Origin of the sequence: Ruegeria sp. HKCCSP351, assembly GCF_017872535.1 — a bacterium.
Lineage (GTDB): Bacteria > Pseudomonadota > Alphaproteobacteria > Rhodobacterales > Rhodobacteraceae > Ruegeria.
Genome location: NZ_JAEDOV010000006.1, coordinates 188,838 through 210,247, shown reverse-complemented (window position 1 = coordinate 210,247; position 21,410 = coordinate 188,838). Strand labels below are relative to the sequence as shown.

The following is a 21,410-nucleotide window of genomic DNA, read 5'->3' as shown; positions in this document are numbered from 1 at the left end:
ACGCCATGATGCGCGAGATACCTGGCGCGGCGGGCGGCATTCTCAGTTACTTCACGCGGCATCGGACAGTTGCCAACCTGCTGTTGCTTGTCATGCTGGTTCTTGGCGCGGCGTCAATCCCGAACATGCGGGCACAGTTCTTTCCGGACGTTATTCTGGAACGCGTCGATGTATCCGTAACCTGGGATGGTGCCGGGCCCGAGGACATGGACGCCGGGATCGTGCAGTTGCTGGAACCGGCGCTGCTGGCCGTCGAAGGGGTGACCAGTACCGAGGCCAGTTCGCATCCGGGCTGGACCCGGATCAGGCTGGAATTCGAACCCAACTGGGATGTGTCCCGTGCTGTTGAGGATGTTAGGACCGCCGTAGACGCTGTCACAGATCTGCCGGAAGACGCTGAGGAGCCCAAGATTCAACGTGGTGCGTGGCGTGATCGGGTGACGGATGTGGTGATCACAGGGCCGACCGATACTGCTCAGCTGGCGAAACTGACGGATGAGCTTGTCAATCGTTTGTTCGCATCGGGTGTGACCCGCACAACGATCCGGGGTATTGCCGCACCGCGCATCGTTGTCGAAGTCACCACAGCGCAATTGATTGCCAACGATATCTCAATGGCGGAAATCGCGGCGGCGATCGGGGCCGAAGTCACCACGGATCCTGCGGGCGATGTGGAAGGCGCCGGGGCTCGTATCCGGGCAGGAACTGAGAAACGTACACCCGAACAGATCGAAGGCATCGCGCTGCGGGTGAACGAAGATGGGTCGAAGCTGAAGGTTGGTGACATAGCAACAATTCGGATCGAAGACGTCACCCGGCACCGCAGCTATTACGTGGGCGACAATCCCGCCATGTCCATCAGAGTGGACCGGTCGAACTTGGGAGATGCGATAGGTATTCAGCACACGGTCGAGGATGTAGCCCGCGAGATGCAGGCCAGCCTGCCTGAAGGTGTGAGAATTGATCTTATCCGTACCCGGGCGCAAGCAATTACCGACCGGCTGAATATCCTCGTGGATAACGGGCTGATGGGTTTGGGGCTGGTTGTCATCCTGTTGTTCCTGTTTCTGAATGCGCGCATTGCGTTTTGGGTTGCTGCGGGCATTCCGGTGGCGATGTCGGCGGCGATTGCACTGATGTATCTGGGCGGTTTGTCGGTGAATATGGTTTCCCTGTTCGGTTTGATCATCACCTTGGGGATCGTCGTAGATGATGCGATTGTCGTGGGAGAGCACGCCGATTATCGCGCCCGCCGATTGGGTGAGACACCTGTGGAAGCCGCTGAGCGTGCCGCCCGTCGAATGGCAATGCCGGTTCTGGCCGCCACAGTAACGACCGTGATTGCGTTTTTCGGCCTGACGTTGGTTGGAGGACGTTTCGGAGAGCTGATCCGCGATATCCCCTTCACGGTGATCGCAGTTCTGGTTGCGTCGCTGGTGGAATGCTTCCTGATCCTGCCCAATCACATGGCGCACGCAATTGCGCATTCGGCCAAGGAACACTGGTACGATCTGCCGAACCGTGTCGTCAATCGTGGCTTTCGTTGGGTCCGGGATCACTTGTTCCGCCCGTTGATCGCTTGGGTGATCTGGGCGCGTTATGTGGTCGCCGCGTTGATGATTGCTATTCTGGCCAGTCAGGTTGCATTGTTCATTCGCGGCGATGTGAACTGGCGGTTCTTCAACGCACCTGAACGCAGCTCAGTCAGCGGCGGGTTTATCATGCGCGAAGGGTCGACCCGGTCAGATACGCTTGAAATGATGCGAATTCTACAGGATGCGACCAACGAGCTGGGCCGAATCTACGAAGAGCGTCATGGCCGAAATCCAATTGACTATGTCCTGGCCGAGGTTGGTGGCAATGCCGGGCGTGCTCTTGCTGCGGCTGACGGCAAGGACGGCAGTGTGCTGGGGGGCATTTCGATTGAACTGATCGACGCCGATCTGCGCCCATATTCGAGTTTTGAGTTTGTGGGCGAGCTACAGGATTTCGTACCGCGCCACCCCAAGGTCGAGGTGATCAGCTTCCGCGGTTGGCGGTCCGGCCCCGGTGGCGACGCCATCGACGTGCAGTTCTATGGCTCGGACGTAAATGTCCTGAAAGCCGCATCAGAAGATCTGCAAACCGCGCTGTCGAAGTTTCCTGAAGTCTCGGCGCTCGAAGACACTCTGGCATATGACAAGGAAGAGTTTCTTCTGGACCTGACAGCGCAGGGTCAGGCGCTGGGCTTTCGGATCGAAACGCTGGGGCGGGCTTTGCGAAACCGTTTGAACGGGATTGAGGCCGCAACCTTCCCCGACGGGCCGCGCAGTGCCGAGATCCGTGTCGAACTGCCCGAAGGTGAACTGACGGCAGATTTTCTGGAACGAACTCTAATGCGTTCTCCTGATGGGGTCTACGTACCTTTGGCTGATATCGTTTCGGTCGAGCGCAAGTCCGGGTTTTCGACGGTTCGGCGTGAAAACGGCCTGAGGGTGGTTTCGGTAACAGGTGACATTTCGGAAGACGATCCGGCACGGGCCGCCGAAATTGAACGCGTGATGCAGGACGAGATCCTGCCCAATATCGCAGCCGAAAGGCAGGTTGAGTGGCGCATGTCGGGTCTGAGCGAACAGGAAAACGAGTTCCTGTCCGAGGCCCGCAACGGTCTGATCCTGTGCCTGACCGGTATTTACCTTGTACTGGCCTGGGTTTTTGCCAGCTGGACACGGCCCCTTGTGGTCATGGCGATTATTCCCTTTGGCCTGGTCGGGGCGATTTGGGGCCATTACATCTGGGAGGTGCCGCTTAGCATGTTCACGGTTGTCGGGCTGCTGGGCATGACAGGGATCATTATCAACGACTCGATCGTTTTGGTGACCACGATCGACGCATACCAGCAGGATCGCGGGTTGATTCCGTCGATTCTGGATGGCACGGCGGACAGGTTGCGACCTGTCATGCTGACCACGCTGACGACGGTTCTTGGGCTTGCACCCTTACTATATGAAGGCTCTCAACAAGCGCAGTTTCTGAAACCGACTGTAATCACACTGGTCTACGGGCTTGGTTTCGGAATGTTGCTGGTGTTGGTGCTTGTGCCCGCCTTGCTGGGAATTCTCAATGACGTGGCACGTCCGATGACAGCCATGCGCCGTGCTGCACGGGCCCCTGACAAGGTTGTTCGTGGCGCGTTGGCCGGAACCTGCGTGATGCTTGGGATCTGGTTTGCCTTGACGATGATCTGGCCCGCCGTCAACGGTGCACCGCTTGCCATGCTACAAAGCCTTTACCCCGGTGAGGATGGCATTGCCGCATTGAAAATGGGGCTGGGCGCGTTTGTTGCCGGCGCTGTGCCGATTGTGATTCTGAGCATTGTTGCCTCAGGCATGCTCTATGGTCGCCTCACGAAATCGGCAGGTGCTTAAACCGCACGCAAGGCATATTCCATTAGCTCTATGACGCGCGCGCTCATGGGCAGGTTGCCTTGGCGTATCTGATCAATGGGAAACCACCGGGCATCAAGTGCGTCGTCACCGGCCCTCGGCGTGCCCGAGCGATACTGACATGCGACCCCGACCAACAGGTAATGGGACACGACCAGCCCATCTGGGGTTCGGCGCAGAAGGTCCAGATTGTTCAGATAATGTGACGGTTGCGCGATCACCGAGGTTTCTTCCAGCAATTCGCGTTGCGCCGCTTCCAATACGGTTTCACCCCATTCGACATGGCCACCGGGAAACCCCCACAGCCCTGCGTCGGGCTGCTTGCTGCGCTGAACCAGAAGAACCTGATCCTGATACAGAACAACGGCCAGGGCACCGATTTTTGGCGATTGGGTCATGAATTCAGCCTGCGCTGCAACCCTGAATATCAACTGCGTGATTGGCGCCCAGAACCGTAATCCGGATTTCAGACCGATCCAGCGCAAAGGGTGTGCCCGATGCATTGATAATCTCGGCCTCGGCCACCAACGTATCACCTTGCCGTTGCGCAATCGGCTGCGAAGCCCAGAGGGAGGGATTGCCGGGTTCGATCACAGCCACTTCATGACCACCTGCCGATGGCATGGTCACCCGTGCTTCGATACGCATACCATCCTTCGTTGGCGTCAGACGACACGTGGCACTGGACACGCGAGCTTCGGCTGCGGAATAGGGGCGTTGCGCCAGTGCGGCGGCAATCGCGGGATGGCGCCCGGCATTGGCGTCGAGCGTGTGGTCAAAGCCCAGACGTTCCGGAATACAAACGTCTTTGCAAACGCCCAAATCCATTTCGCCCTGCAATCGGACCGGCTTGGCAGGGTTGCGCGGCGTAATCTCAATCGGAAGAACCAGCTGGTTCTTGTAACCGATCGACTGCAACCCGTTCTGATCAAAGACATCAGGGGCAGGCCATGTGATCTCAACACGCCCGACATTGCTTGAGCGTTTCCAGTTGATTTCCGGCGGGATGCCAGCATCTCCCGGCGCGCGCCAGTAGGTTTTCCAACCATCCTCAAGCGTCAGTTTCAAGGCGGTAAGATAAGTGCCGTTTGCAGTCCGGCCGCCATCCAGAACATCCAGCTGAACCACACCATCCAGACCCTGTGCGGCAACCGGGGCGGACAGTTTAAGGCAAGCGAGTGCGGCGACGGCAGTGTGTTTCATCGACATCTTCATCCTTCTTAAATGCGCGGTGTTGGCCCGGATTCCAAGTCACGTTCTGTTCACTGGGATGAAATCCGCCAAAAAACCTGTTGTTCTCTTGCCAATGGATATGCTGCGAGGCCATTGTTGAGGTGTTCTGAGAGAGAGATGGCGGCCCATGGACCTGACCGGAAAACTGTTGATTGCGATGCCCGGTATGGGGGATCCGCGATTCGACCATTCGGTTGTGTATGTGTGCAGCCACGGCGACGATGGTGCGATGGGTTTGATTGTGAACAAGCCCTCGGACCTGCGGATTAAGACCTTACTGGGTCAGCTAAACATCGCCTGCCGTATTCCGATTGTCGGCGAGCGCCTTGTGCATTTCGGTGGGCCGGTCGAGATGTCGCGCGGCTTTGTTCTTCACAGCGCCGATTATGAGGCCAACCTGCATTCAATGCAGATTTCTGAGGACTTCAGCATGACGGCGACACTTGATGTGCTCGAGGATTTGGCGTCAGGCAGCGGGCCGCTGAACTCGATGCTGGCGCTGGGTTATTCCGGCTGGGGTCCCGGTCAGCTTGAGGATGAAATTGCCATGAACGGCTGGTTGACCACCGAGGCAACGTCAAAACTTGTTTTCGATGTGCCCGATGATGCGAAATGGGAGGCAGCGTTGGCTACTTTGGGCGTGGACCCGCTGACCCTTTCTGCCAGCGCGGGGCGCGCCTGATCAGCTATCACGGGGTGCTGCCGCGCGCCGCAGCCGGTCATTGATTGCCGCCCCCAATCCCGTGCCTGGTATCGGAGAAACGGCAATCGGTCGCCCGGTTTCGTTCAGCTGATGCAGAAACGCAAACAGATTTGCCGCCGCTTCGGTCAGGTTGCCAGTGGTGGACAAGTTCAGGTCGCACTCAACCTGTCCAAATCCCAGCAACACCTCGTCACCCTGACGGGTTTCGGCATTCAAACGGACCGGAGCGTCCGGCGCATAATGTGATTGCAACTGGCCGGGGGCGGTCAGAAGATCACCGGATTGATGCAGATGCAGACGCGCTTTCAGCGTCTCTTCGATCTGCTCCAGCGCGATGCCACCTGGACGCAATAGCGCAGGTTCCCCAGCCAGACCGATGATGGTAGATTCAAGCCCGACACCGCACGGCCCGTCATCCAGAATTGCCGCGATCTTGCCGCCAAGACCCGACCAGACATGACTTGCCTTTGTCGGACTGATCTGACCCGACGGGTTTGCCGATGGCGCCGCAACCGGGCCATCAAATTCGGCCAGCAGCGCGCGCGCTGTCGGATGTGCCGGAACCCGCACGGCCAGCGTATCCAAACCTGCCGTCACCAGCGATGAAATACCGTGCCCTTCGCGCAAGGGCAAAACCAAGGTAAGCGGACCGGGCCAAAAAGCCTGCGCCAGATGCTCGGCCTGATCTGACCATAGCACATACCGTTGCGCCGCGGCGACCGATGCGACATGTACGATCAGCGGATTGAAACTGGGCCGCCCCTTGGCCTCGTAGATCGACGCCACCGCCTGCCCGTTGCGCGCATCGCCGCCCAGACCGTAGACCGTCTCGGTCGGGAAAGCGACCAGAAGGCCCTGCCGCAACATATCTGCAGCCCGCGCGATACCGCCGGAATCCGCCGTCAATTCCTGAGTGCCGGTTGAGATCATATCTGGTGACGCCGCGTTTTGGTTGCTTGAAACATAGGGGACAGTAGGTAATTGATCCAAGCTCATACGCTTACCGGCGCTTGCCCACAATTCCAAGCCTGCCGATATGTTCTGAATTGTTAGCCTTCGAGAGTGATCATGCCCTACCGCACCCCAATTTCAGATTACCAGTTCCTGCTGGACCATGTGGTCGGGTTCGACCAGGTCGCTGCGACGGATAAATTTGCTGATGCCAGCGGGGATGTGGTCAATGCGATCCTGACCGAAGCTGGAAAAATGTGCGAAGAGGTGATGGCCCCTTTGCAGCGCCCCGGTGATCTGGAACCCGCACGACTTGAAAATGGCGTGCTGCGAACTTCTCCGGGATATGCAGATGGCTGGAAGGCTATTGCTGAAGGTGGCTGGATCGGGATCAGTGGTAATCCTGAATACGGGGGGATGGGGTTGCCTATGACCATCACCACGGCGGTCAACGAGATGATGAGTGCCGCTTGCCTGTCGCTGCAACTTGCGCCGCTTATGTCTCAGGGCCAGATCGAGGCGTTGGACCATCACGCCAGCGACGAATTGAAAGCGCTGTATCTGCCTAAGATGATGACGGGGGAATGGTCGGGCACCATGAACCTGACCGAAGCTCAGGCCGGGTCGGATGTCGGCGCGTTGTCTGCGAAGGCTGAGCCGAACGGTGACGGGACATATTCGATCACCGGTCAAAAGATCTTCATCTCGTGGGGCGATACCGATTTCACCGAGAATGTCTGCCATCTGGTACTGGCCCGCCTTCCCGATGGGGTGCCCGGCACCAAAGGGATCTCGTTATTCCTTGTCCCCAAATTCCTGCCTGATGAAAATGGTGATCCGGGCGCGGCCAACGATCTGAAAGTGGTTTCGCTGGAACACAAGATGGGTTTGCACGGGTCGCCCACCTGCGTGATGCAATATGACAAAGCCAAAGGCTGGCTGGTGGGCGCCGAACATGGCGGTATGGCGGCCATGTTTACCATGATGAACAATGCGCGTCTGGGTGTGGGCGGACAGGGCGTGGGCGTGGCCGAAGGTGCTTATCAGCACGCGTTGGCCTATGCGCTGGAACGGAAACAAGGCAAAACACCGTCCGGGACGATTATCGACCATGCGGATGTGCGCCGTATGCTTTTGGATATGCGTGCTGATGTTTATGCCGCGCGCGCGATCCTGTTGGCCAATGCGGTTGCAATCGATATGGCAGAGGCCACTGGTGACGCCGATTGGGCAGCGCGGGCTGCGCTGTTGACGCCGATCAGCAAGGCGTTTGGTACTCAGACTGGGATGCGTGTGGCTGAAACCGGGGTCCAGGTGCATGGTGGCATGGGATATATTGAGGAAACTGGAGCGGCACAGTTCTATCGCGATGCGCGTGTCACCGCGATCTACGAGGGCACCAACGGCATTCAGGCGATGGACCTTGTGGCGCGGAAGATGATGGACGGGGGCGAGGCTGCTTCGAACCTGCTGGATGAGATCGAAGATCAGGCCGAACGCGCCCGTGCAACTCTGCCTGATCTGGCGGGGCCGGTCTGGGAAGCCACCGAAACGCTGCGCGAGGCGACAGAATGGCTGGTGGCACAGGACGATTTGAATAACCGCTTTGCAGGCGCAGTTGCTTATCTGCAGGCTTTTGCCCGGGTGTTGGGTGGGCACTATCACCTGACCGCAGCCCTTGCCGATCCGGATGGGCCGCGGGCGAAACTGGCGCAATATTATATCAACGCCCTGTTGCCCGAACATATGGGCCTCTTGGCGCGGGCGCAGAACGGGGCGGATGACCTTTTCGCGCTGAGCACGGACGAGTTCGCAGCCTGATGGATGGGGATCACGTCTTGGGGATCAGATATCCGTGGGCTGAACCGCCCGTGCAGGGCGAAGCCACCGAGATTGCCCAAGGTGTTCTCTGGATGCGCCTGCCCCTGCCTATGGCGCTGGATCATGTAAATATCTATGCGCTGGACGATGGCGACAGCTGGACCGTGATCGATACAGGGCTGTCCTCGAACAAGACGCGGCGCATCTGGGAAGCGTTGATGGCCGGGCCACTTAAAGGCAAGCCGATCAGACGGGTGGTGGTGACTCACCATCATCCCGATCATGTTGGCAATGCCGGATGGTTTCAGACGGAACACGGCGCCGAGCTGGTGACAAGCCGCACCTCGTGGCTGTTTGCGCGGATGCTGACGCTGGATGTGCAGGAAACCTGGCCGCAAGAAACGCTGGATTTTTATCGCAGCGCGGGCATGGCATCCGAAGTTTTGAACAAACGGATGGCGGACCGGCCCTTTAATTTTGCCGACACGGTCTATCCCATGCCGCTGGGTTTTACCGGGATCAAGCAGGGTGACGTGATCCGTATGGGTGGACGCGACTGGGACGTTCATTTGGGCAATGGCCATGCACCGGAACACGCCACCTTCTGGAGCCGCGATGACAATCTGGTGCTCAGCGGCGATCAGATCCTAAGCTCGATCAGCCCCAATCTGGGTGTCTATGCGACCGAACCCATGGCCGATCCTGTGTCAGGATGGATGGAGTCCTGCGAGAGACTTCAGGCGCTCGCCCGCCCCGATCATCTGGTTTTAGGCGGGCACAAATTGCCCTTCACCGGTCTGCCCTTGCGTATGAAGCAGTTGATTGACAACCACCATAGCGCGCTGGAACGGCTGCTGGTTCATCTGGATCAGCCCAAATCTGCCGCTGACTGCTTTATGCCGCTGTTCAAACGCACAATTCGCGAGGGTGAGTATGGCCTTGCGCTGGTTGAGGCGGTTGCACATGTAAATCACCTCTACCACATTGGTGCAGTAACCCGGACGCAACGCGCGGATGGGGCATGGTTATATCAGCGCAAAGGGTAGACGAATGCAGGACCAGATTGAAACCTCGGCCGAGGCCGCAGAGGCTGCAGCGTTGCCAAGGTGTTACGAGGTGCACGCCGATCCAAAAGCCGAATCCGGAAGCAAAAAACTGCCCGAGACGTTGAAGAAACCGGTGGCCAGCAAAAGCCCTGCACAATGGGCCTACGAGCGGTTAATCCTGTATATCCAGAATTTCGAACAGACGCTGGACGGTGATCATGAGGTCGCCATGGGGTTCACCGGTGGCGACGCGGGCGTGATGCGGATCGAGGGGATGGGTTATTTCGACCCTGACATGATAACCTTTTACGGGTCAGACGGGACCGGAGCCCGCACGCAACTGGTGCAACATGTCAGCCAGTTGAACGTGATGTTGCGTGCGCTTCCTAAATCGGTTGAGGACAAGCCTGCCAACCGCATCGGGTTCCGCCTGGCTGCGGACCTGAAAGACAGCTGACTTGCATTTCACGTTTGCGCGCCTTTGAATGACTGTATCAGTTCGGAGGCGACCGCGTGAGCAGATATTTCCATGCCGTAACACATGCCTACGCGGGGGCCTGGGCCCGGCGTCGGGTTTTTGTGCCAATCTATTTCGCTGTGCGATTGCTGCTTGTGGCGCTGATCGCGCCAGGGGTGGCGCTGGCGGTCAATCTGGCAGTTTCCCTGTCTGACCAGACGGCCTTGACCGATCAGGACATTGCCATGTTCCTGCTGTCTCCGGTCGGATTTATCTCGTCAGTTGTAGTTTTGAGCTTGTTTCTACTGGCCGAGGTCTTTGTGTTCTCGGTTATGGCCGGGTCGCTGCGTATGGGCGAACAAGATCCCTGGCGCGCTGGCAGTGCGGCGCTCGCATTGATCCTTTCCCGTTTCCCGGCGTTGTTCGGATTTGCCGTGCGTTTCATCCTGCGCGTCCTGTTGCTTGCCCTGCCGTTCGTGGCCGTTGCCGGCCTGATCGCGTGGTGGACGCTGACTGAATATGACATCAACTATTACCTGACCTTCCGCCCCCCCGCCTTCAAGGTGGCGGTTCTTCTGATCGGAATGGTTGTTCTTATACTGGCGTGGCTTTTGATCCGCCGCCTGTCCGCCTGGGCGCTAGCCCTGCATCTGGTCCTTTTCGAAGGAACTGCGCCCCGAACAGCGTTTGCGCAAAGTGCGCAGAAAATGGAAGGCAGGCGCGGGCGGCTGAAGATCGAGCTTGTCCTTTGGCTGGGGATGCGCCTTGTCATCGCCGCTTTGATTGCCGCAGTGGCCAGCCTTTTGTTTACTCTCGTACCCGTGCAGGACGGCAGCAATCTCAAGCTGGCCCTGACCTTCAGTTTTATCGTCGCTGGACTGTGGTCATTGGCGGGGCTGGTTTTGGCAGCAACGGCGCTGGGCGCGCTGGCCGTCTTGCTGGACGGTTTTTTCGATACAGACGGAAAAAAGATCGCACACCCAGAGCCCCGGAAAATTCGGGCGCCTGTATTTGTGACAGTGGGCGCATCCCTTGCCGCGTTGGGTATTGGCCTTTGGTCAGGTCAAAGTCTGCTAGAACATGTGCAGGCCCCGGATCATGCCGAGGTCATTGGCCACCGGGGTGCAGCGGCCTTGCGGCCGGAAAACACGATGGCCTCGGTTCTGAAAGCCATCGAGGACGGAGCGGATTGGGTCGAAATCGACGTCCAGGAATCTGCGGATGATGTGATCATCGTGGCCCATGACAGTGATTTCATGAAGTTGGCGGGTGTTAACCTTAAGGTCTGGGATGCAACGATGGCGGATGTGGCCGATATCGACATCGGCAGCTGGTTTGACCCGGAATACGCCTCGGAACGCACGCCAACTCTGCGTGATGTGCTGGAGGCGGCCAAAGGCAAGTCCAGGGTTCTTATCGAACTGAAATACTATGGCCATGACATCGATCTGGAAAACCGGGTGATCAATCTGGTGGAAGAACTGGAGATGCAGGACGACGTCGCCACCATGTCGTTGAAATACCCGGCCGTCCAAAAGATGAAGAAACTGCGCCCGGACTGGCGTTCGGGTGTATTGGCGGCCACAGCCGTTGGTGATCTGTCAGGGTTGGAGGGCGAGTTTGTCGCGGTCAATGCAGGGATTGCGACGCCGGGCCTGATCCGAAAGGTTCACGATGCCGGTAAGGATATCTATGTCTGGACAGTGAACGATCCGCTGCAAATGTCTAAAATGGCGTCTATGGGCGTTGATGGCCTGATCACCGATCGCCCGGCCATGGCCAATGAGGTTCTGCGCGTGCGCGCTGAAATGGGACCGGCAGAGCGGCTGATGTTGTGGCTGGCCACGACATTCGGGTTACAGGTCGACACCAAGGCGATGCGCGATGAAAGCCCTTAATCTGTCGCTGCTGTTACTTATCATTCCGCATATTGCCTTGGCACAGGACTTGATGCGCCGGTTCGAAATGCCTGCCCATCACGCCTTGATGGATCAGAGCGACGGAGCCGAGCTGCAACCATTCGAAACAGATGGGTGTTCGGGTGGGTTGTCCGCAAGCTGGCGCTGGGTGGCAAAGCAATTCCCACAGGTTGGCGAGCTTTTTGAAGAACATCCGCCATGGGAAAACTGTTGTGTGATCCACGACCGGGCATATCACAACGCTGGCGGAACGGATTCGGCCGAGGAAAGCTATGACGCGCGTTTAGCGGCGGATGATGCCCTGCATGCCTGTGTTGCGGCGCATGGAGATCTGTATGCTGACGAATATGCCGATCGCTATGATATGGAACCTGATCAGATCCGCTCCATTCATGCGATTACTGCGGATGCCATGTATGGGGCGGTTCGATTCGGTGGCGGGCCGTGCAGCGGCCTGCCTTGGCGGTGGGGGTTTGGGTATCCCGGATGCTCGGTCCTCAAGTAAGCGCGCCCTGCGCGCGAATGACGTGGTGACAGGCGTTTTGTTTTCCATTATCCAACAAGTCAAACACGCGAATTGGGATTCTGAGACTCATGGCTGAACACAAACACGGCGAAATGAACATCGACGTTCAAACCAAAACTTTTAACGGTTTCATCAAAGCCACCACCTGGTGTGTGGTTGCAATCGCCTTGTTGTGCCTGTTCCTGGCAGTTTTCGCCTCGTAAGCAATTCGGGGGCGGCTTTGCTCAGGATATTGACTGCGTGTCTTTTGGCCGCAACGTTGACTGGTTGCGCTGCATCACAGCGCCCGCAAGCGGATCAGACTGAAATTAGGTCCCGCTCCTATCGCGATCTGGGGCCATCGACCCTGACCTTGTACACGATGATCAGCACCCGGACCGGTTCGGGCGCGCACACGTCGCTGATGATCAGCGGCAGTGAGCGGGTTATTTTCGACCCGGCAGGATCGTTCCGGGCGGATGTTGTACCGATCAGGAACGATGTGCTGTACGGTATTACCCCGAATGTCGAACGTGCATATCGCAGCAGCCACGCCCGCGAAACACATTATGCGCGCATCCAGACGATCGAGGTCACTCCGCAGCAGGCCGAAATTGCATTGCAACTGGCCAAGCAGATGGGCCCGGTGGCTGGTGCATTCTGTGCAAACTCTACCTCGCAGCTGTTGCAGCAGGTTCCGGGGTTCGAACAGATCACGACCACATTCTATCCGGTCAAACTGTCCGATCAGTTTGGGGCATTGCAAGGTGTTCAAACGGCGGAATACCGTGAAAACGACGACGCGGACCTGCAAAAGGGACTGGCGTTCAACAATGCGCGCCTGAACCAGTTGGACGCGGCTTCATCCAACTAGATACAGCAATGTGTAAAGTGTTGCCGCCCCGGTAAAAATGGCCGCCAGCACGTTTTTGGTTAGAATGCCCACAGACAATGCAACCGCTGCGGCCGACATACGGGGTATATCCGGTTGTCCTTCGGTGGCTGCAGGCCAAACCACCAGCGGCGCGATCAATGCGGGCAGGATGGCCACGGCTGTATATCGAAGGTGACGTAACAACCAGGGCGGCATCGGGCGATCACCGACGAGACCGATGAAGGTAAAGCGCAAAGCATAGCTGCCCACCGCAAGACCCACGATGATGATCCATATTGTTGTCTGGTCGATCTGGTTCATGGCGCGTTCCGCTTTAGCATCAATTCTGCCTGCGCACCGGCCATCATCCCTGCCGCGCCTGCGATCAGTAGGCCCAGATTGAACGGCACACTCACGGTCAGCAGGGCAACGACAATGGCGACCAGGGCGGCGATGACATGGGCCAGCGTACGCATCATTGGCCCGATCATCGCCAGAAAGGTGATCGGCAGGGCAAAGTCCAGCGCCCAGCTTTCCGGTATTTGAGCGCCCAGCACGGCACCCAGACAGGTTCCCAAAACCCACAGCGGTGTGATCGGAGTGACCGAACCAAGGAAATAGGCCATTCGCTGGGGGATCGTCAGATCAGGCTCTTTTTCGAACTGCGCGATTGAACAGGCGTAAGACTGATCCACGATCAGGTAAGCCGCACATGCTCTCTGCCACAAGGGCGCGGCACCCAGATACGGCGTCAGCGACGCGGAATACATCGCGACCCGCAGGTTCACTGCCAGGGCCGAGATCAAAACGATGATTGTCGGCGTTTCATCCTGCAGAAGTTGCAGAGCTGTGAACTGCGCCGCGCCTGCAAAGACGGTGATGGAAAAGGCAATGGTCTGCACGATATTCAACCCTGCTTCTGTCGAGAAGACACCGAACAACAGACCAAAAGGCACAGCCACGAAGACAAACGGCGTGCCGTCGCGAAAACCTTTCCAGAAGTATGACTTGGATGTGGCAGAGGCCATGGCTAAATCCTATGGTGACGCCAGCAGCAGTATCGGTCTTGTGAAGGGGTTGCAATTGGTCACCGAAACCGACGTGTCAGACTATGTAATCGCTCCTGATCCGGGCGCGGCCCGCCTGACCCGTGCGGTCGAGGGGGTGGACCAGAATGGCGAGGTCAGTCAGATTTCAGTGGTTGAAGAGCGCCCACTGACGATCTTCCTCAACGCGCAGGAAATTGTGACGGCGATGACCATTGGCGACTATCCCGAATATCTGGCGCTGGGTTTTCTGCGAAATCAGGGCATGCTGCTGGCTGGTGATGAGATTACCCGTGTCGATTACGATGATGATCTTGAAACCGTAGTTGTCCGCACCGCACGCGCGACTTCGTACGAGGACAAGCTGAAGAAAAAGACGCGCACCAGTGGTTGCGCTGTGGGCACAGTATTCGGGGACATGATGGAGGGCCTTGAGGGCGTTCAGCTGCCGCAAGTGCAGGTCCGTACCTCGTGGCTTTACGAACTGGCGGCCAAGATCAACCGCACCCCGTCGCTTTATCTTGAGGCCGGGGCAATTCATGGGACTGTCTTGTGCCGGGAAAACCGCCCGCTGGTTTATATGGAAGACGTGGGTCGCCATAACGCTGTCGACAAGATCGCAGGCTGGATGCTGTCCGAGGGGGCGACGGCAGCGGACAAAATCCTTTATACCACCGGTCGCCTGACATCCGAGATGGTGATCAAAACGGCGATGATGGGCATTCCCGTATTGGCGTCCCGTTCCGGATTCACCGCCTGGGGTGTTGAGATCGCGCGTGAGGTAGGCCTTACGCTGATCGGTCGGATGCGAGGACAGCGCTTTGTTTGTCTTTCTGGTGAGGAACGGTTGGTTCGTGATGTGGACCCGTCGACGGTTGTGGCCGAAGACAGGAAACACCGGCGGAAGAGTAGCCAATGAGTGATGAAAACAGGAAACCCCTCGGCGTCATCCTCGCAGGCGGGCAGGCCACCCGGATGGGCGGCGGTGACAAAGGTCTATTGCAGATTGGTGGGCAGAGCTTGCTGTCCCATGTCGTTGACCGGCTGTCTCCGCAAGTCGATGGTTTGGCCCTGAACGCAAATGGCGACCCCGAGCGTTTCAGCGATCTGACGCTACCCGTTCTGCCTGACTCGATCGAAGGCTTCGCTGGCCCTTTGGCCGGTGTTCTGGCGGGGCTCGATTGGGCGGCAGACCAGGGGGCCGACAGCATCGTAACGGCTGCCGCAGATACACCGTTCTTCCCACGTGATCTGGTGGCGCGCCTGCAAGAGGCGGCAGCGGGGCAGGTGCATCCTCTGGTCTTGGCCACTACTCCGCGAACGGGCGACGAGGCGCTGAAATCCGGTGGGGGCAGGCGGGTCAACCGGCACCCGACCTTTGGGCTCTGGCCTGTGGCGTTGCGCGATGATCTGCGGGCGGCTCTGACGGACGGGTTGCGCAAGGTCGTGCTGTGGACTGATAAACATGACGGGCGCGAGGCTTTGTTTCAGGCTGACCCGTTTGATCCGTTCTTCAACGTCAATACGCCTGACGATCTGGACCGCGCCCGGACATTGTTGGAGCAGGTATGAGAGTCTACGGCGTCACTGGCTGGAAAAACGCAGGCAAAACAGGGCTGATGGAACGGCTGGTGGCCGAGATCACGGGGCGGGGCTTTGCCGTCTCAACCGTCAAGCACGCGCATCACGGCGTCGATGTGGATCAGCCGGGCACGGACAGTCATCGTCACCGCGTTGCTGGCGCCAGCGAGGTGTTGCTTGCGTCGGGGCAGCGCGTCGCCTTGATGCAGGAGCTGCGCGGCGCACCCGAGCCGCCATTGGGCGAACTGCTGGCGCGGCTTTCACCGGTTGATCTGGTGCTGGTTGAAGGCTTCAAGCGGGAAGGCCACCCAAAGATCGAGGCGTTTCGCGCCGAGGCGGGAAATCCTCTGATTGCGATTGAAAACGAAACTATTCGTGCTGTTGCCAGCGACACGGCGCTGGAACTGGATCGTCCGGTTTTCGACCTGAACGACACAGTCCGGATCGCGGACTTCATATTGGATGAGGTCGGTTTGTGACCCCGTTCCAGACCTTTGCCATGGTGGACTGGTCTGGTGGAAATGACACCGGGCCAACACCGCGCAAAGACGCGATCTGGGCCTGTATTGTGCGTGAAGGGCAGGCACAGGAACCCGAATACCTGCGCAACCGGGCGCTTGCCGAGGCGTGGCTGGATGCCCTGATCCGCACCGAACTGAAGGCAGGTCGTCGCCTGTTTCTGGGGTTTGATTTCCCTTTTGGATACCCGAAGGGTTTTGCCCGCGCGATGACCGGTACGGATGACCCCTTGACCTTGTGGGACTGGTTCGAACAGCATGTCGAGGACGGTTCGAAAACGAACAATCGTTTCGACTTGGCAGGCCGGATCAATCGAAAATTCGGAGGAAGAGGCCCATTTTGGATGAATGGCCTCGGGCGTGACATTGATGGTTTGCCGAGAACCAAAACGGGCTATTCCAATCCGTTTTCCGACCGTCGTGCGGTTGAAGCCTTGGCAAAAGGCAGTTTCACCTGCTGGCAGATGGCGGGTGCAGGCGCGGTCGGTGGGCAGGTGATGATGGGGCTTCCAGTCCTAAGCAGGCTCCGCCATCGCTTTGCCGGACAAGTCGCGGTCTGGCCGTTCGAGCCGTTGGATAGACCCGTTGCCTTTGTGGAAATCTGGCCGTCGCTCACCTTGGGTGCGCCACCGGACGGGCGGATCAAGGATGCCTGGCAGGTCGAACAGGTCGCCTTGACTCTGTCGCGTTTGACAGAGCAGGAGTTGAATGCGCAATTAGATGTTTCAGCGGCAGAGGAAGGCTGGATATTGGGTGTGACTCAGAACAAGCCGAACATAGCCCCGCCACCGTTGCGCAACGACTGTTTTGCGCTGCCAGCGGGTGTGGAGTGGACGCCGGTTGATGACGCCTTGGCCTGTTTGCGCGACAGGTTGCATCCGATTACCTCGGTCGAGGTGGTCGCGCTGAACAAGGCGAGTGGGCGCATTCTGGCAGAGGATGTGATAGCCCAACATTCCAACCCGCCGCAGCCGAATACAGCCGTGGATGGGTTCGGGTTCGCTGGCCCGGTTTCAGATGGGCCACAGGTCCTGCCGCTGGTCGATGGGCGTGCAGCAGCCGGTATCCCGTTCGACGGTGATGTTCCCGAGGGTCAGGCAGTGCGCGTTCTGACGGGTGCCGCGCTGCCTGACGGAGTGGATACGGTTATTCTGGAAGAGGATGTCACAGTAAAAGACGGGCATATCGCATTCCATGGTCCGCTGAAACAGGGGGCAAATACCAGGCAAGCGGGCGAGGATGTGGCCGCGGGCGATCTGGCCTTGCCTACAGGGCGCCGATTGACACCGGCTGATCTTGCGCTGCTCACCGCTTTGGGCATTGCCGAGGTGAAGGTGCGCAAACCGCTGCGTGTCGCCGTGGTATCGACCGGTGATGAACTGGTCGACGCCGGAGAGTGCGCCGGACCGGGTCAGATATTCGACGCCAACCGCCCGATGCTTTTGTCTCTGGTCGAAAGGCTGGGGTTTGTGCCTGTGGATATGGGGCGTGTGTCAGATGATCGGGACGCCCTGCGGGAACGGCTGGACCAGGCTGCGGAACAGGCAGATGTGATACTGACGAGTGGTGGCGCATCTGCTGGTGACGAAGACCACGTATCTGCCTTGCTGCGCCAGGCGGGGGCGATGCAACACTGGCGGATCGCCTTGAAACCCGGTCGCCCTCTGGCTTTGGGGTTGTGGTCTGGAACCCCGGTCTTTGGACTGCCCGGCAATCCCGTTGCCGCTTTGGTCTGCACCTTGATCTTTGCGCGACCGGCGTTGGGCCTGATGTCGGGCGAAGGCTGGATCGAGCCGCAAGGGTTCGAAGTGCCCGCTGCCTTTGAAAAGCGCAAGAAACCGGGCCGCCGCGAATACCTGCGCGCGCGCATACGGGAAGGCCGGGTTGAAGTCTTCAAGTCAGAAGGATCGGGCCGGATCAGCGGGCTCAGCTGGGCCGAAGGGCTGGTCGAAATAGAAGATGGTGCCCGGCATATCCAACCCGGTGATATGGTTCGGTTTATCCCGTATGGCAGTTTTGGGTTGTGAAAATCACGGTCTCACGCGGTTTTTCTGATGCGGAACGCCAGCTGGTGGCGACCCTGTTCTGGCAGGCATTCTCGGCGAAACTGAACAAAGTCATGGGTCCGGATGAAAAGGGGCTGGCTTTCTTCGAAACTTCGTTGAATCCGGATTTCGCGCTGGTTGCACGGGACAAGGAAGACCGGGTTTTGGGGCTTGCAGGTTTCAAGACACTCGATGGTGCATTGGCCGGAGGCAGAATGTCAGACCTAGCAAAGGTCTATGGCTGGCTTGGGGCCATTTGGCGCGCCCTCATCCTCAGCATTTTGGAGCGCGAACTGAAACCCGGCGTGTTTCAGATGGATGGCATACTTGTGGCAGCGGGCTCGCGTGGCAAAGGAGTTGGTACTGCCTTGCTGGATGCCGTTAAGTGTGAAGCGCGGAAACAAAACATGTCAGTGGTTCAGCTTGACGTTATCGACACAAACCCCCGCGCCCGCGCTTTATATGAGCGCGAAGGATTTTGGCCTGTGGGGGAAGAAAAAACCGGGCCTTTAAGTTACGTGTTTGGTTTCAGCAGCGCGACCAAGATGTCTTGGATCGTTTTGCCTGATTAATCAAACGTCCCGGCTACGCGCCCCAGCAACATGAACGCCCGCGCGGTGCGGGTCTCACCCAACGCGCTCAGTTCTGCATCGCTTGCGGTAGGCTCGAACTCGGCCATCATCTTGTCGAAGCGGCGAAGAAAATGGTGGGCGGCGTCCCGGAAAATGGGATCCTGTTTCATCCGCGCAGCTGTCAGCGCCAGCGAGGACCTGTCGCGTACACCCCCCAGCGAGGCGACAGCGCGACCCCGCGCGCCCTGCGCGAACTGACGCCAGATTTCGGGCCGGGCCATGTCAGGGCGCAGGTCGTCCATGTAGATGCCTTCCTGGCTGAGCAGTGTAAGAACATCCTGCGAGGCTTGCACGATCTGCGCCGTCTTGCGGTCTTTCAGCGCCACGCGCAGGGCATTAAACCCTTCGGTGTCATTCTGAGTTTCCGGGAAGTTCAAGGCGCGGATAAAGATTTCGGTGCTCAGTGGTGGCGCGATCTCTTCCGCAGGTGTGCCCAGTTCAAGCGAGGTCTGAGCACCCGCTACAAGTGGTTTTGCCGGGACGTAAGGTGGCGTTGTGCGCTTGGTCGAAAATGTTGCCAACGCATTTTCGGTTTTCCGCGTTGCGGCTGCGATCTCATCCAGTTTCTTGGCCACCGCCGGTTCGTAGGTGCTGGATGCGCGCTGCTGCTGCGCCACATAAGCCTGACGGATCGCATCAATCGCAGTTTGCAGCCGCGCGCTTTCCTCGCGCATCACGCGGCTGGCCCGCATGGCAGTGGCTGCGACCCAGATCATCGCCACAGGCATGAAAACGGCCAGAAAGGTGACAACAAAACCGCCGCTTTGCCCCTTATCCGGCAACACCAGAAAAACAACTGACACCACCAGCCAAATCAGGCTGAGCACCAGCGCGGCAATCTCAATCTCGGTGACAGACAGTGTCTTTGGGCGGTCATAGATGCCCAGCGAAGTCGGTCTTTCAGCTTCCGGGTCAGGTTTGTGCCCCGACATTACATGCGCTCCGGTCAGGCGTACTTGATGCTCAGAATTTCATAAGAGCGCACGCCGCCAGGGGTGCGCACCTCGACACTGTCTCCTTCGTCCTTGCCAATCAGGGCACGGGCGATGGGGGATTTGATGTTCAAAAGGCCAGCTTCGATATTGGCTTCATATTCGCCGACGATCTGCCACGTCTTTTCTTCGTCGGTATCCTCGTCGACCAAAGTAACCTTTGCGCCAAACTTGATCGCGCCGGACAGTTTTGCAGGATCAATTACATCCGCCAGCGACAGGATACCTTCCAGTTCTTTAATGCGACCTTCGATAAAGCCCTGCTTTTCGCGGGCTGAATGGTATTCCGCGTTTTCTTTCAGGTCGCCAAGTTCACGCGCCGATGCGATGGCTTCGATAATCGCAGGGCGTTCGACGGATTTGAGGTTCTTCAACTCAGCTGCGAGTGCGGCATTGCCCGCAGGCGTCATTGGGATCTTTTCCATACTCTCTACGTCCACGCATAAACTGACTCGCCCCGCCGCACAGAAGCGTCGGGGCGAGTCCTAGGTTGACGATTACCTGACCCAAATACCACGTGAATTGCAAGGGGTGTCAGCAGCTGCCGCGATCAATTTGCAACATTGCGCCGCCGGGATTGTTTCGGGTGTGGCCTATGGCGATGGTCCGGTTGCCCGCCCTTGCACCATCGCCTCGAAGACGTGCAGAGCCACAGCATCTCAATCATATTGTACCACTTCAAACTCGATGCCGTTGTCATCCCTGAAATAGAACCGACGCCCCGGTTCGTAATCGGCATGATTATGGGGTTCGAACCCCGCCTTGCGCACCTTGGCCTCGGTTGCGTCGATATCTTCGACCAGAACACCAACATGGTTCAGCCCGCCGACGATATCGTAGCTGCTTTCGACCAATGGTTTCGGCGCATCGGGTTTGTAAAGCGCAAGATAGGTGTGGGCCGATCCGACATGCACCGTGTATCCGCCTGATATTGCGGGTCCTTCCCAGCGTGTTTTCCAGCCAAAGACCTGCTGCATCCAGGCGGCCGAGGCCTGTGGGTCGCTGACAGTGAAATTGGTATGTTCAAGCGTTGCCATCATGGGATCTCCTTTTTTGGCTTGTTTCGACTCACCGTAATTTCTAAACCTAACTTTAGGTCAAGGTATTTCTTCGAGGGCGACATGGCTGTTTCAGAAGGGTTGGCAATCGGGGCATTGGCCCGACGTACGGGGTTGGCCGTTTCAGCGATCCGGTATTACGAAGCACAGGGTTTGATCGCGCCCTGGCGCAATGCGGGTGGGCAGCGACGTTACCAGCGGGCAGATATCCGGCGGCTGAGCTTTGTCATGATCGCGCAGCAGTTCGGCCTGACCTTGCCTGAAATTCGCGAGGTCTTGTCGGGCTTGCCGGGAAAGCGAACACCGACACCACAGGATTGGAAAGCTATAAGCGTGCGGTTGCGCACTCATCTGGACCAGCGAATCGATACCCTGATGCGATTGCGCGACAATCTGGACGGCTGCATCGGGTGTGGGTGCCTCAGTTTGCCGAAATGCAAGCTTTATAACCCCGATGACAGGGCAAAATCCCATGGTAGCGGTCCCAGATACCTGATGGGTGATGCACCAGAGGACTGATGTGTCGAATAGCGCCCTTGTTACGCCGTGTTTCGATTGACCAAAGTCTTTCTGACCATGTAATCAGCCGTGAAACAAAATTGCG

23 protein-coding genes are annotated in these 21,410 nt (G+C 58.2%); 15 read left to right on the top strand and 8 right to left on the bottom strand.

The window, feature by feature from the left end:
* Positions 1-5: 5 nt before the first annotated feature.
* The gene (locus I9182_RS14085; protein WP_209598681.1) at positions 6-3,407 is read left to right on the top strand and encodes an efflux RND transporter permease subunit; all 3,402 of its coding nucleotides are present in this window, start codon (positions 6-8) and stop codon (positions 3,405-3,407) included.
* On the opposite strand, the gene I9182_RS14080 is transcribed toward I9182_RS14085, so the two are convergent.
* Positions 3,404-3,823, bottom strand: a complete 420-nt coding sequence (locus tag I9182_RS14080) for an NUDIX hydrolase (protein ID WP_209506618.1) — start codon at positions 3,821-3,823, stop codon at positions 3,404-3,406. The two genes, I9182_RS14085 and I9182_RS14080, sit on opposite strands and share 4 nt — an antisense overlap.
* A 4-nt stretch (positions 3,824-3,827) precedes the next feature.
* On the bottom strand, positions 3,828-4,628 hold the full coding sequence (locus I9182_RS14075) for a protein-disulfide reductase DsbD domain-containing protein (protein WP_245222644.1): 801 nt from the start codon (positions 4,626-4,628) through the stop codon (positions 3,828-3,830).
* Between the two features lie 157 nt (positions 4,629-4,785).
* On the opposite strand from I9182_RS14075, the gene I9182_RS14070 reads away from it, so the two are divergent.
* Positions 4,786-5,340, top strand: coding sequence for a YqgE/AlgH family protein (locus I9182_RS14070; RefSeq protein ID WP_209506616.1), 555 nt, complete (start codon positions 4,786-4,788; stop codon positions 5,338-5,340).
* Here the strand turns inward: I9182_RS14070 and I9182_RS14065 are convergent, their stop codons facing one another.
* Positions 5,341-6,291 carry an L-threonylcarbamoyladenylate synthase gene (locus I9182_RS14065; protein ID WP_209598679.1) on the bottom strand — a complete coding sequence of 317 codons (951 nt, stop codon included), beginning with the start codon at positions 6,289-6,291 and terminating at the stop codon, positions 5,341-5,343.
* 138 nt (positions 6,292-6,429) lie between these two features.
* On the opposite strand from I9182_RS14065, the gene I9182_RS14060 reads away from it, so the two are divergent.
* The 7 genes from I9182_RS14060 (at position 6,430) to I9182_RS14030 (ending at position 12,934) form a co-directional block, all read left to right on the top strand.
* Positions 6,430-8,133 (top strand): acyl-CoA dehydrogenase, encoded by a 1,704-nt coding sequence (locus I9182_RS14060; RefSeq protein ID WP_209598678.1) that lies wholly within the window; start codon positions 6,430-6,432, stop codon positions 8,131-8,133.
* Positions 8,133-9,179, top strand: coding sequence for an MBL fold metallo-hydrolase (locus I9182_RS14055; protein WP_209598677.1), 1,047 nt, complete (start codon positions 8,133-8,135; stop codon positions 9,177-9,179). The genes I9182_RS14060 and I9182_RS14055 overlap by 1 nt, the downstream gene beginning before the upstream one ends.
* A gap of 4 nt (positions 9,180-9,183) precedes the next feature.
* Complete coding sequence (locus tag I9182_RS14050; protein WP_209598676.1) at positions 9,184-9,636, top strand: DUF6173 family protein; 453 nt, start codon at positions 9,184-9,186, stop codon at positions 9,634-9,636.
* A 56-nt stretch (positions 9,637-9,692) separates the two neighbouring features.
* A complete protein-coding gene (locus I9182_RS14045; RefSeq protein ID WP_209598675.1) occupies positions 9,693-11,534 on the top strand; it encodes a glycerophosphodiester phosphodiesterase in 1,842 nt (613 codons plus the stop codon).
* Positions 11,521-12,060 carry a hypothetical protein gene (locus tag I9182_RS14040; RefSeq protein ID WP_209598674.1) on the top strand — a complete coding sequence of 180 codons (540 nt, stop codon included), beginning with the start codon at positions 11,521-11,523 and terminating at the stop codon, positions 12,058-12,060. The genes I9182_RS14045 and I9182_RS14040 overlap by 14 nt, the downstream gene beginning before the upstream one ends.
* An 89-nt stretch (positions 12,061-12,149) precedes the next feature.
* Entirely contained in the window at positions 12,150-12,284 is a 135-nt protein-coding gene (locus I9182_RS14035) for an aa3-type cytochrome c oxidase subunit IV (protein ID WP_209506609.1), read from the top strand.
* Between the two features lie 17 nt (positions 12,285-12,301).
* The gene (locus tag I9182_RS14030) at positions 12,302-12,934 is read left to right on the top strand and encodes a hypothetical protein (RefSeq protein ID WP_209598673.1); all 633 of its coding nucleotides are present in this window, start codon (positions 12,302-12,304) and stop codon (positions 12,932-12,934) included.
* Here I9182_RS14030 and I9182_RS14025 read toward each other — a convergent pair.
* On the bottom strand, positions 12,923-13,255 hold the full coding sequence (locus tag I9182_RS14025) for an AzlD domain-containing protein (RefSeq protein ID WP_209506607.1): 333 nt from the start codon (positions 13,253-13,255) through the stop codon (positions 12,923-12,925). The two genes, I9182_RS14030 and I9182_RS14025, sit on opposite strands and share 12 nt — an antisense overlap.
* Positions 13,252-13,962, bottom strand: a complete 711-nt coding sequence (locus I9182_RS14020) for an AzlC family ABC transporter permease (RefSeq protein WP_209598672.1) — start codon at positions 13,960-13,962, stop codon at positions 13,252-13,254. The genes I9182_RS14025 and I9182_RS14020 overlap by 4 nt, the downstream gene beginning before the upstream one ends.
* On the opposite strand from I9182_RS14020, the gene I9182_RS14015 reads away from it, so the two are divergent.
* From I9182_RS14015 to I9182_RS13995, 5 genes are read left to right on the top strand one after another with little or no spacing between them, the layout of a single operon-like run.
* Positions 13,961-14,899 (top strand): formate dehydrogenase accessory sulfurtransferase FdhD, encoded by a 939-nt coding sequence (locus tag I9182_RS14015; RefSeq protein WP_245220584.1) that lies wholly within the window; start codon positions 13,961-13,963, stop codon positions 14,897-14,899. The genes I9182_RS14020 and I9182_RS14015 overlap by 2 nt on opposite strands.
* Positions 14,896-15,552, top strand: a complete 657-nt coding sequence (mobA, locus tag I9182_RS14010; RefSeq protein ID WP_209506605.1) for a molybdenum cofactor guanylyltransferase MobA — start codon at positions 14,896-14,898, stop codon at positions 15,550-15,552. The genes I9182_RS14015 and mobA overlap by 4 nt, the downstream gene beginning before the upstream one ends.
* Positions 15,549-16,040: a molybdopterin-guanine dinucleotide biosynthesis protein B gene (gene mobB / locus I9182_RS14005; RefSeq protein WP_209506603.1), complete on the top strand. Its 492-nt coding sequence runs from the start codon at positions 15,549-15,551 to the stop codon at positions 16,038-16,040. The genes mobA and mobB overlap by 4 nt, the downstream gene beginning before the upstream one ends.
* A gap of 20 nt (positions 16,041-16,060) precedes the next feature.
* Positions 16,061-18,106: a gephyrin-like molybdotransferase Glp gene (glp, locus tag I9182_RS14000; protein WP_209598764.1), complete on the top strand. Its 2,046-nt coding sequence runs from the start codon at positions 16,061-16,063 to the stop codon at positions 18,104-18,106.
* A complete protein-coding gene (locus I9182_RS13995) occupies positions 18,103-18,696 on the top strand; it encodes a GNAT family N-acetyltransferase (RefSeq protein ID WP_348540403.1) in 594 nt (197 codons plus the stop codon). The genes glp and I9182_RS13995 overlap by 4 nt, the downstream gene beginning before the upstream one ends.
* Here the strand turns inward: I9182_RS13995 and I9182_RS13990 are convergent.
* The 3 genes from I9182_RS13990 to I9182_RS13980 form a co-directional block, all read right to left on the bottom strand.
* Positions 18,693-19,688 carry a hypothetical protein gene (locus I9182_RS13990; protein ID WP_209598671.1) on the bottom strand — a complete coding sequence of 332 codons (996 nt, stop codon included), beginning with the start codon at positions 19,686-19,688 and terminating at the stop codon, positions 18,693-18,695. The genes I9182_RS13995 and I9182_RS13990 overlap by 4 nt on opposite strands.
* Before the next feature lie 14 nt (positions 19,689-19,702).
* Entirely contained in the window at positions 19,703-20,173 is a 471-nt protein-coding gene (greA, locus tag I9182_RS13985) for a transcription elongation factor GreA (protein ID WP_209506599.1), read from the bottom strand.
* Between the two features lie 234 nt (positions 20,174-20,407).
* Positions 20,408-20,788, bottom strand: a complete 381-nt coding sequence (locus tag I9182_RS13980) for a VOC family protein (RefSeq protein WP_209598670.1) — start codon at positions 20,786-20,788, stop codon at positions 20,408-20,410.
* Positions 20,789-20,869: 81 nt separating this feature from the next.
* Here I9182_RS13980 and soxR point away from each other — a divergent pair, with 81 nt between their 5' ends.
* On the top strand, positions 20,870-21,325 hold the full coding sequence (gene soxR / locus I9182_RS13975; protein ID WP_209598669.1) for a redox-sensitive transcriptional activator SoxR: 456 nt from the start codon (positions 20,870-20,872) through the stop codon (positions 21,323-21,325).
* Positions 21,326-21,410 lie beyond the last annotated feature (85 nt).

What these genes read in the sequence shown, in the direction of transcription:
- I9182_RS14085 (WP_209598681.1), top strand. Translation starts at nt 6, where the DNA reads ATGATGCGCGAGATACCTGGCGCGGCGGGCGGCATTCTCAGTTACTTC.
- I9182_RS14080 (WP_209506618.1), bottom strand. Translation starts at nt 3,823, where the DNA reads ATGACCCAATCGCCAAAAATCGGTGCCCTGGCCGTTGTTCTGTATCAG.
- I9182_RS14075 (WP_245222644.1), bottom strand. Translation starts at nt 4,628, where the DNA reads ATGAAACACACTGCCGTCGCCGCACTCGCTTGCCTTAAACTGTCCGCC.
- I9182_RS14070 (WP_209506616.1), top strand. Translation starts at nt 4,786, where the DNA reads ATGGACCTGACCGGAAAACTGTTGATTGCGATGCCCGGTATGGGGGAT.
- I9182_RS14065 (WP_209598679.1), bottom strand. Translation starts at nt 6,291, where the DNA reads ATGATCTCAACCGGCACTCAGGAATTGACGGCGGATTCCGGCGGTATC.
- I9182_RS14060 (WP_209598678.1), top strand. Translation starts at nt 6,430, where the DNA reads ATGCCCTACCGCACCCCAATTTCAGATTACCAGTTCCTGCTGGACCAT.
- I9182_RS14055 (WP_209598677.1), top strand. Translation starts at nt 8,133, where the DNA reads ATGGATGGGGATCACGTCTTGGGGATCAGATATCCGTGGGCTGAACCG.
- I9182_RS14050 (WP_209598676.1), top strand. Translation starts at nt 9,184, where the DNA reads ATGCAGGACCAGATTGAAACCTCGGCCGAGGCCGCAGAGGCTGCAGCG.
- I9182_RS14040 (WP_209598674.1), top strand. Translation starts at nt 11,521, where the DNA reads ATGAAAGCCCTTAATCTGTCGCTGCTGTTACTTATCATTCCGCATATT.
- I9182_RS14035 (WP_209506609.1), top strand. Translation starts at nt 12,150, where the DNA reads ATGGCTGAACACAAACACGGCGAAATGAACATCGACGTTCAAACCAAA.
- I9182_RS14025 (WP_209506607.1), bottom strand. Translation starts at nt 13,255, where the DNA reads ATGAACCAGATCGACCAGACAACAATATGGATCATCATCGTGGGTCTT.
- I9182_RS14015 (WP_245220584.1), top strand. Translation starts at nt 13,961, where the DNA reads ATGGCTAAATCCTATGGTGACGCCAGCAGCAGTATCGGTCTTGTGAAG.
- I9182_RS14020 (WP_209598672.1), bottom strand. Translation starts at nt 13,962, where the DNA reads ATGGCCTCTGCCACATCCAAGTCATACTTCTGGAAAGGTTTTCGCGAC.
- mobA (WP_209506605.1), top strand. Translation starts at nt 14,896, where the DNA reads ATGAGTGATGAAAACAGGAAACCCCTCGGCGTCATCCTCGCAGGCGGG.
- mobB (WP_209506603.1), top strand. Translation starts at nt 15,549, where the DNA reads ATGAGAGTCTACGGCGTCACTGGCTGGAAAAACGCAGGCAAAACAGGG.
- glp (WP_209598764.1), top strand. Translation starts at nt 16,061, where the DNA reads ATGGTGGACTGGTCTGGTGGAAATGACACCGGGCCAACACCGCGCAAA.
- I9182_RS13990 (WP_209598671.1), bottom strand. Translation starts at nt 19,688, where the DNA reads ATGTCGGGGCACAAACCTGACCCGGAAGCTGAAAGACCGACTTCGCTG.
- greA (WP_209506599.1), bottom strand. Translation starts at nt 20,173, where the DNA reads ATGGAAAAGATCCCAATGACGCCTGCGGGCAATGCCGCACTCGCAGCT.
- I9182_RS13980 (WP_209598670.1), bottom strand. Translation starts at nt 20,788, where the DNA reads ATGATGGCAACGCTTGAACATACCAATTTCACTGTCAGCGACCCACAG.
- soxR (WP_209598669.1), top strand. Translation starts at nt 20,870, where the DNA reads ATGGCTGTTTCAGAAGGGTTGGCAATCGGGGCATTGGCCCGACGTACG.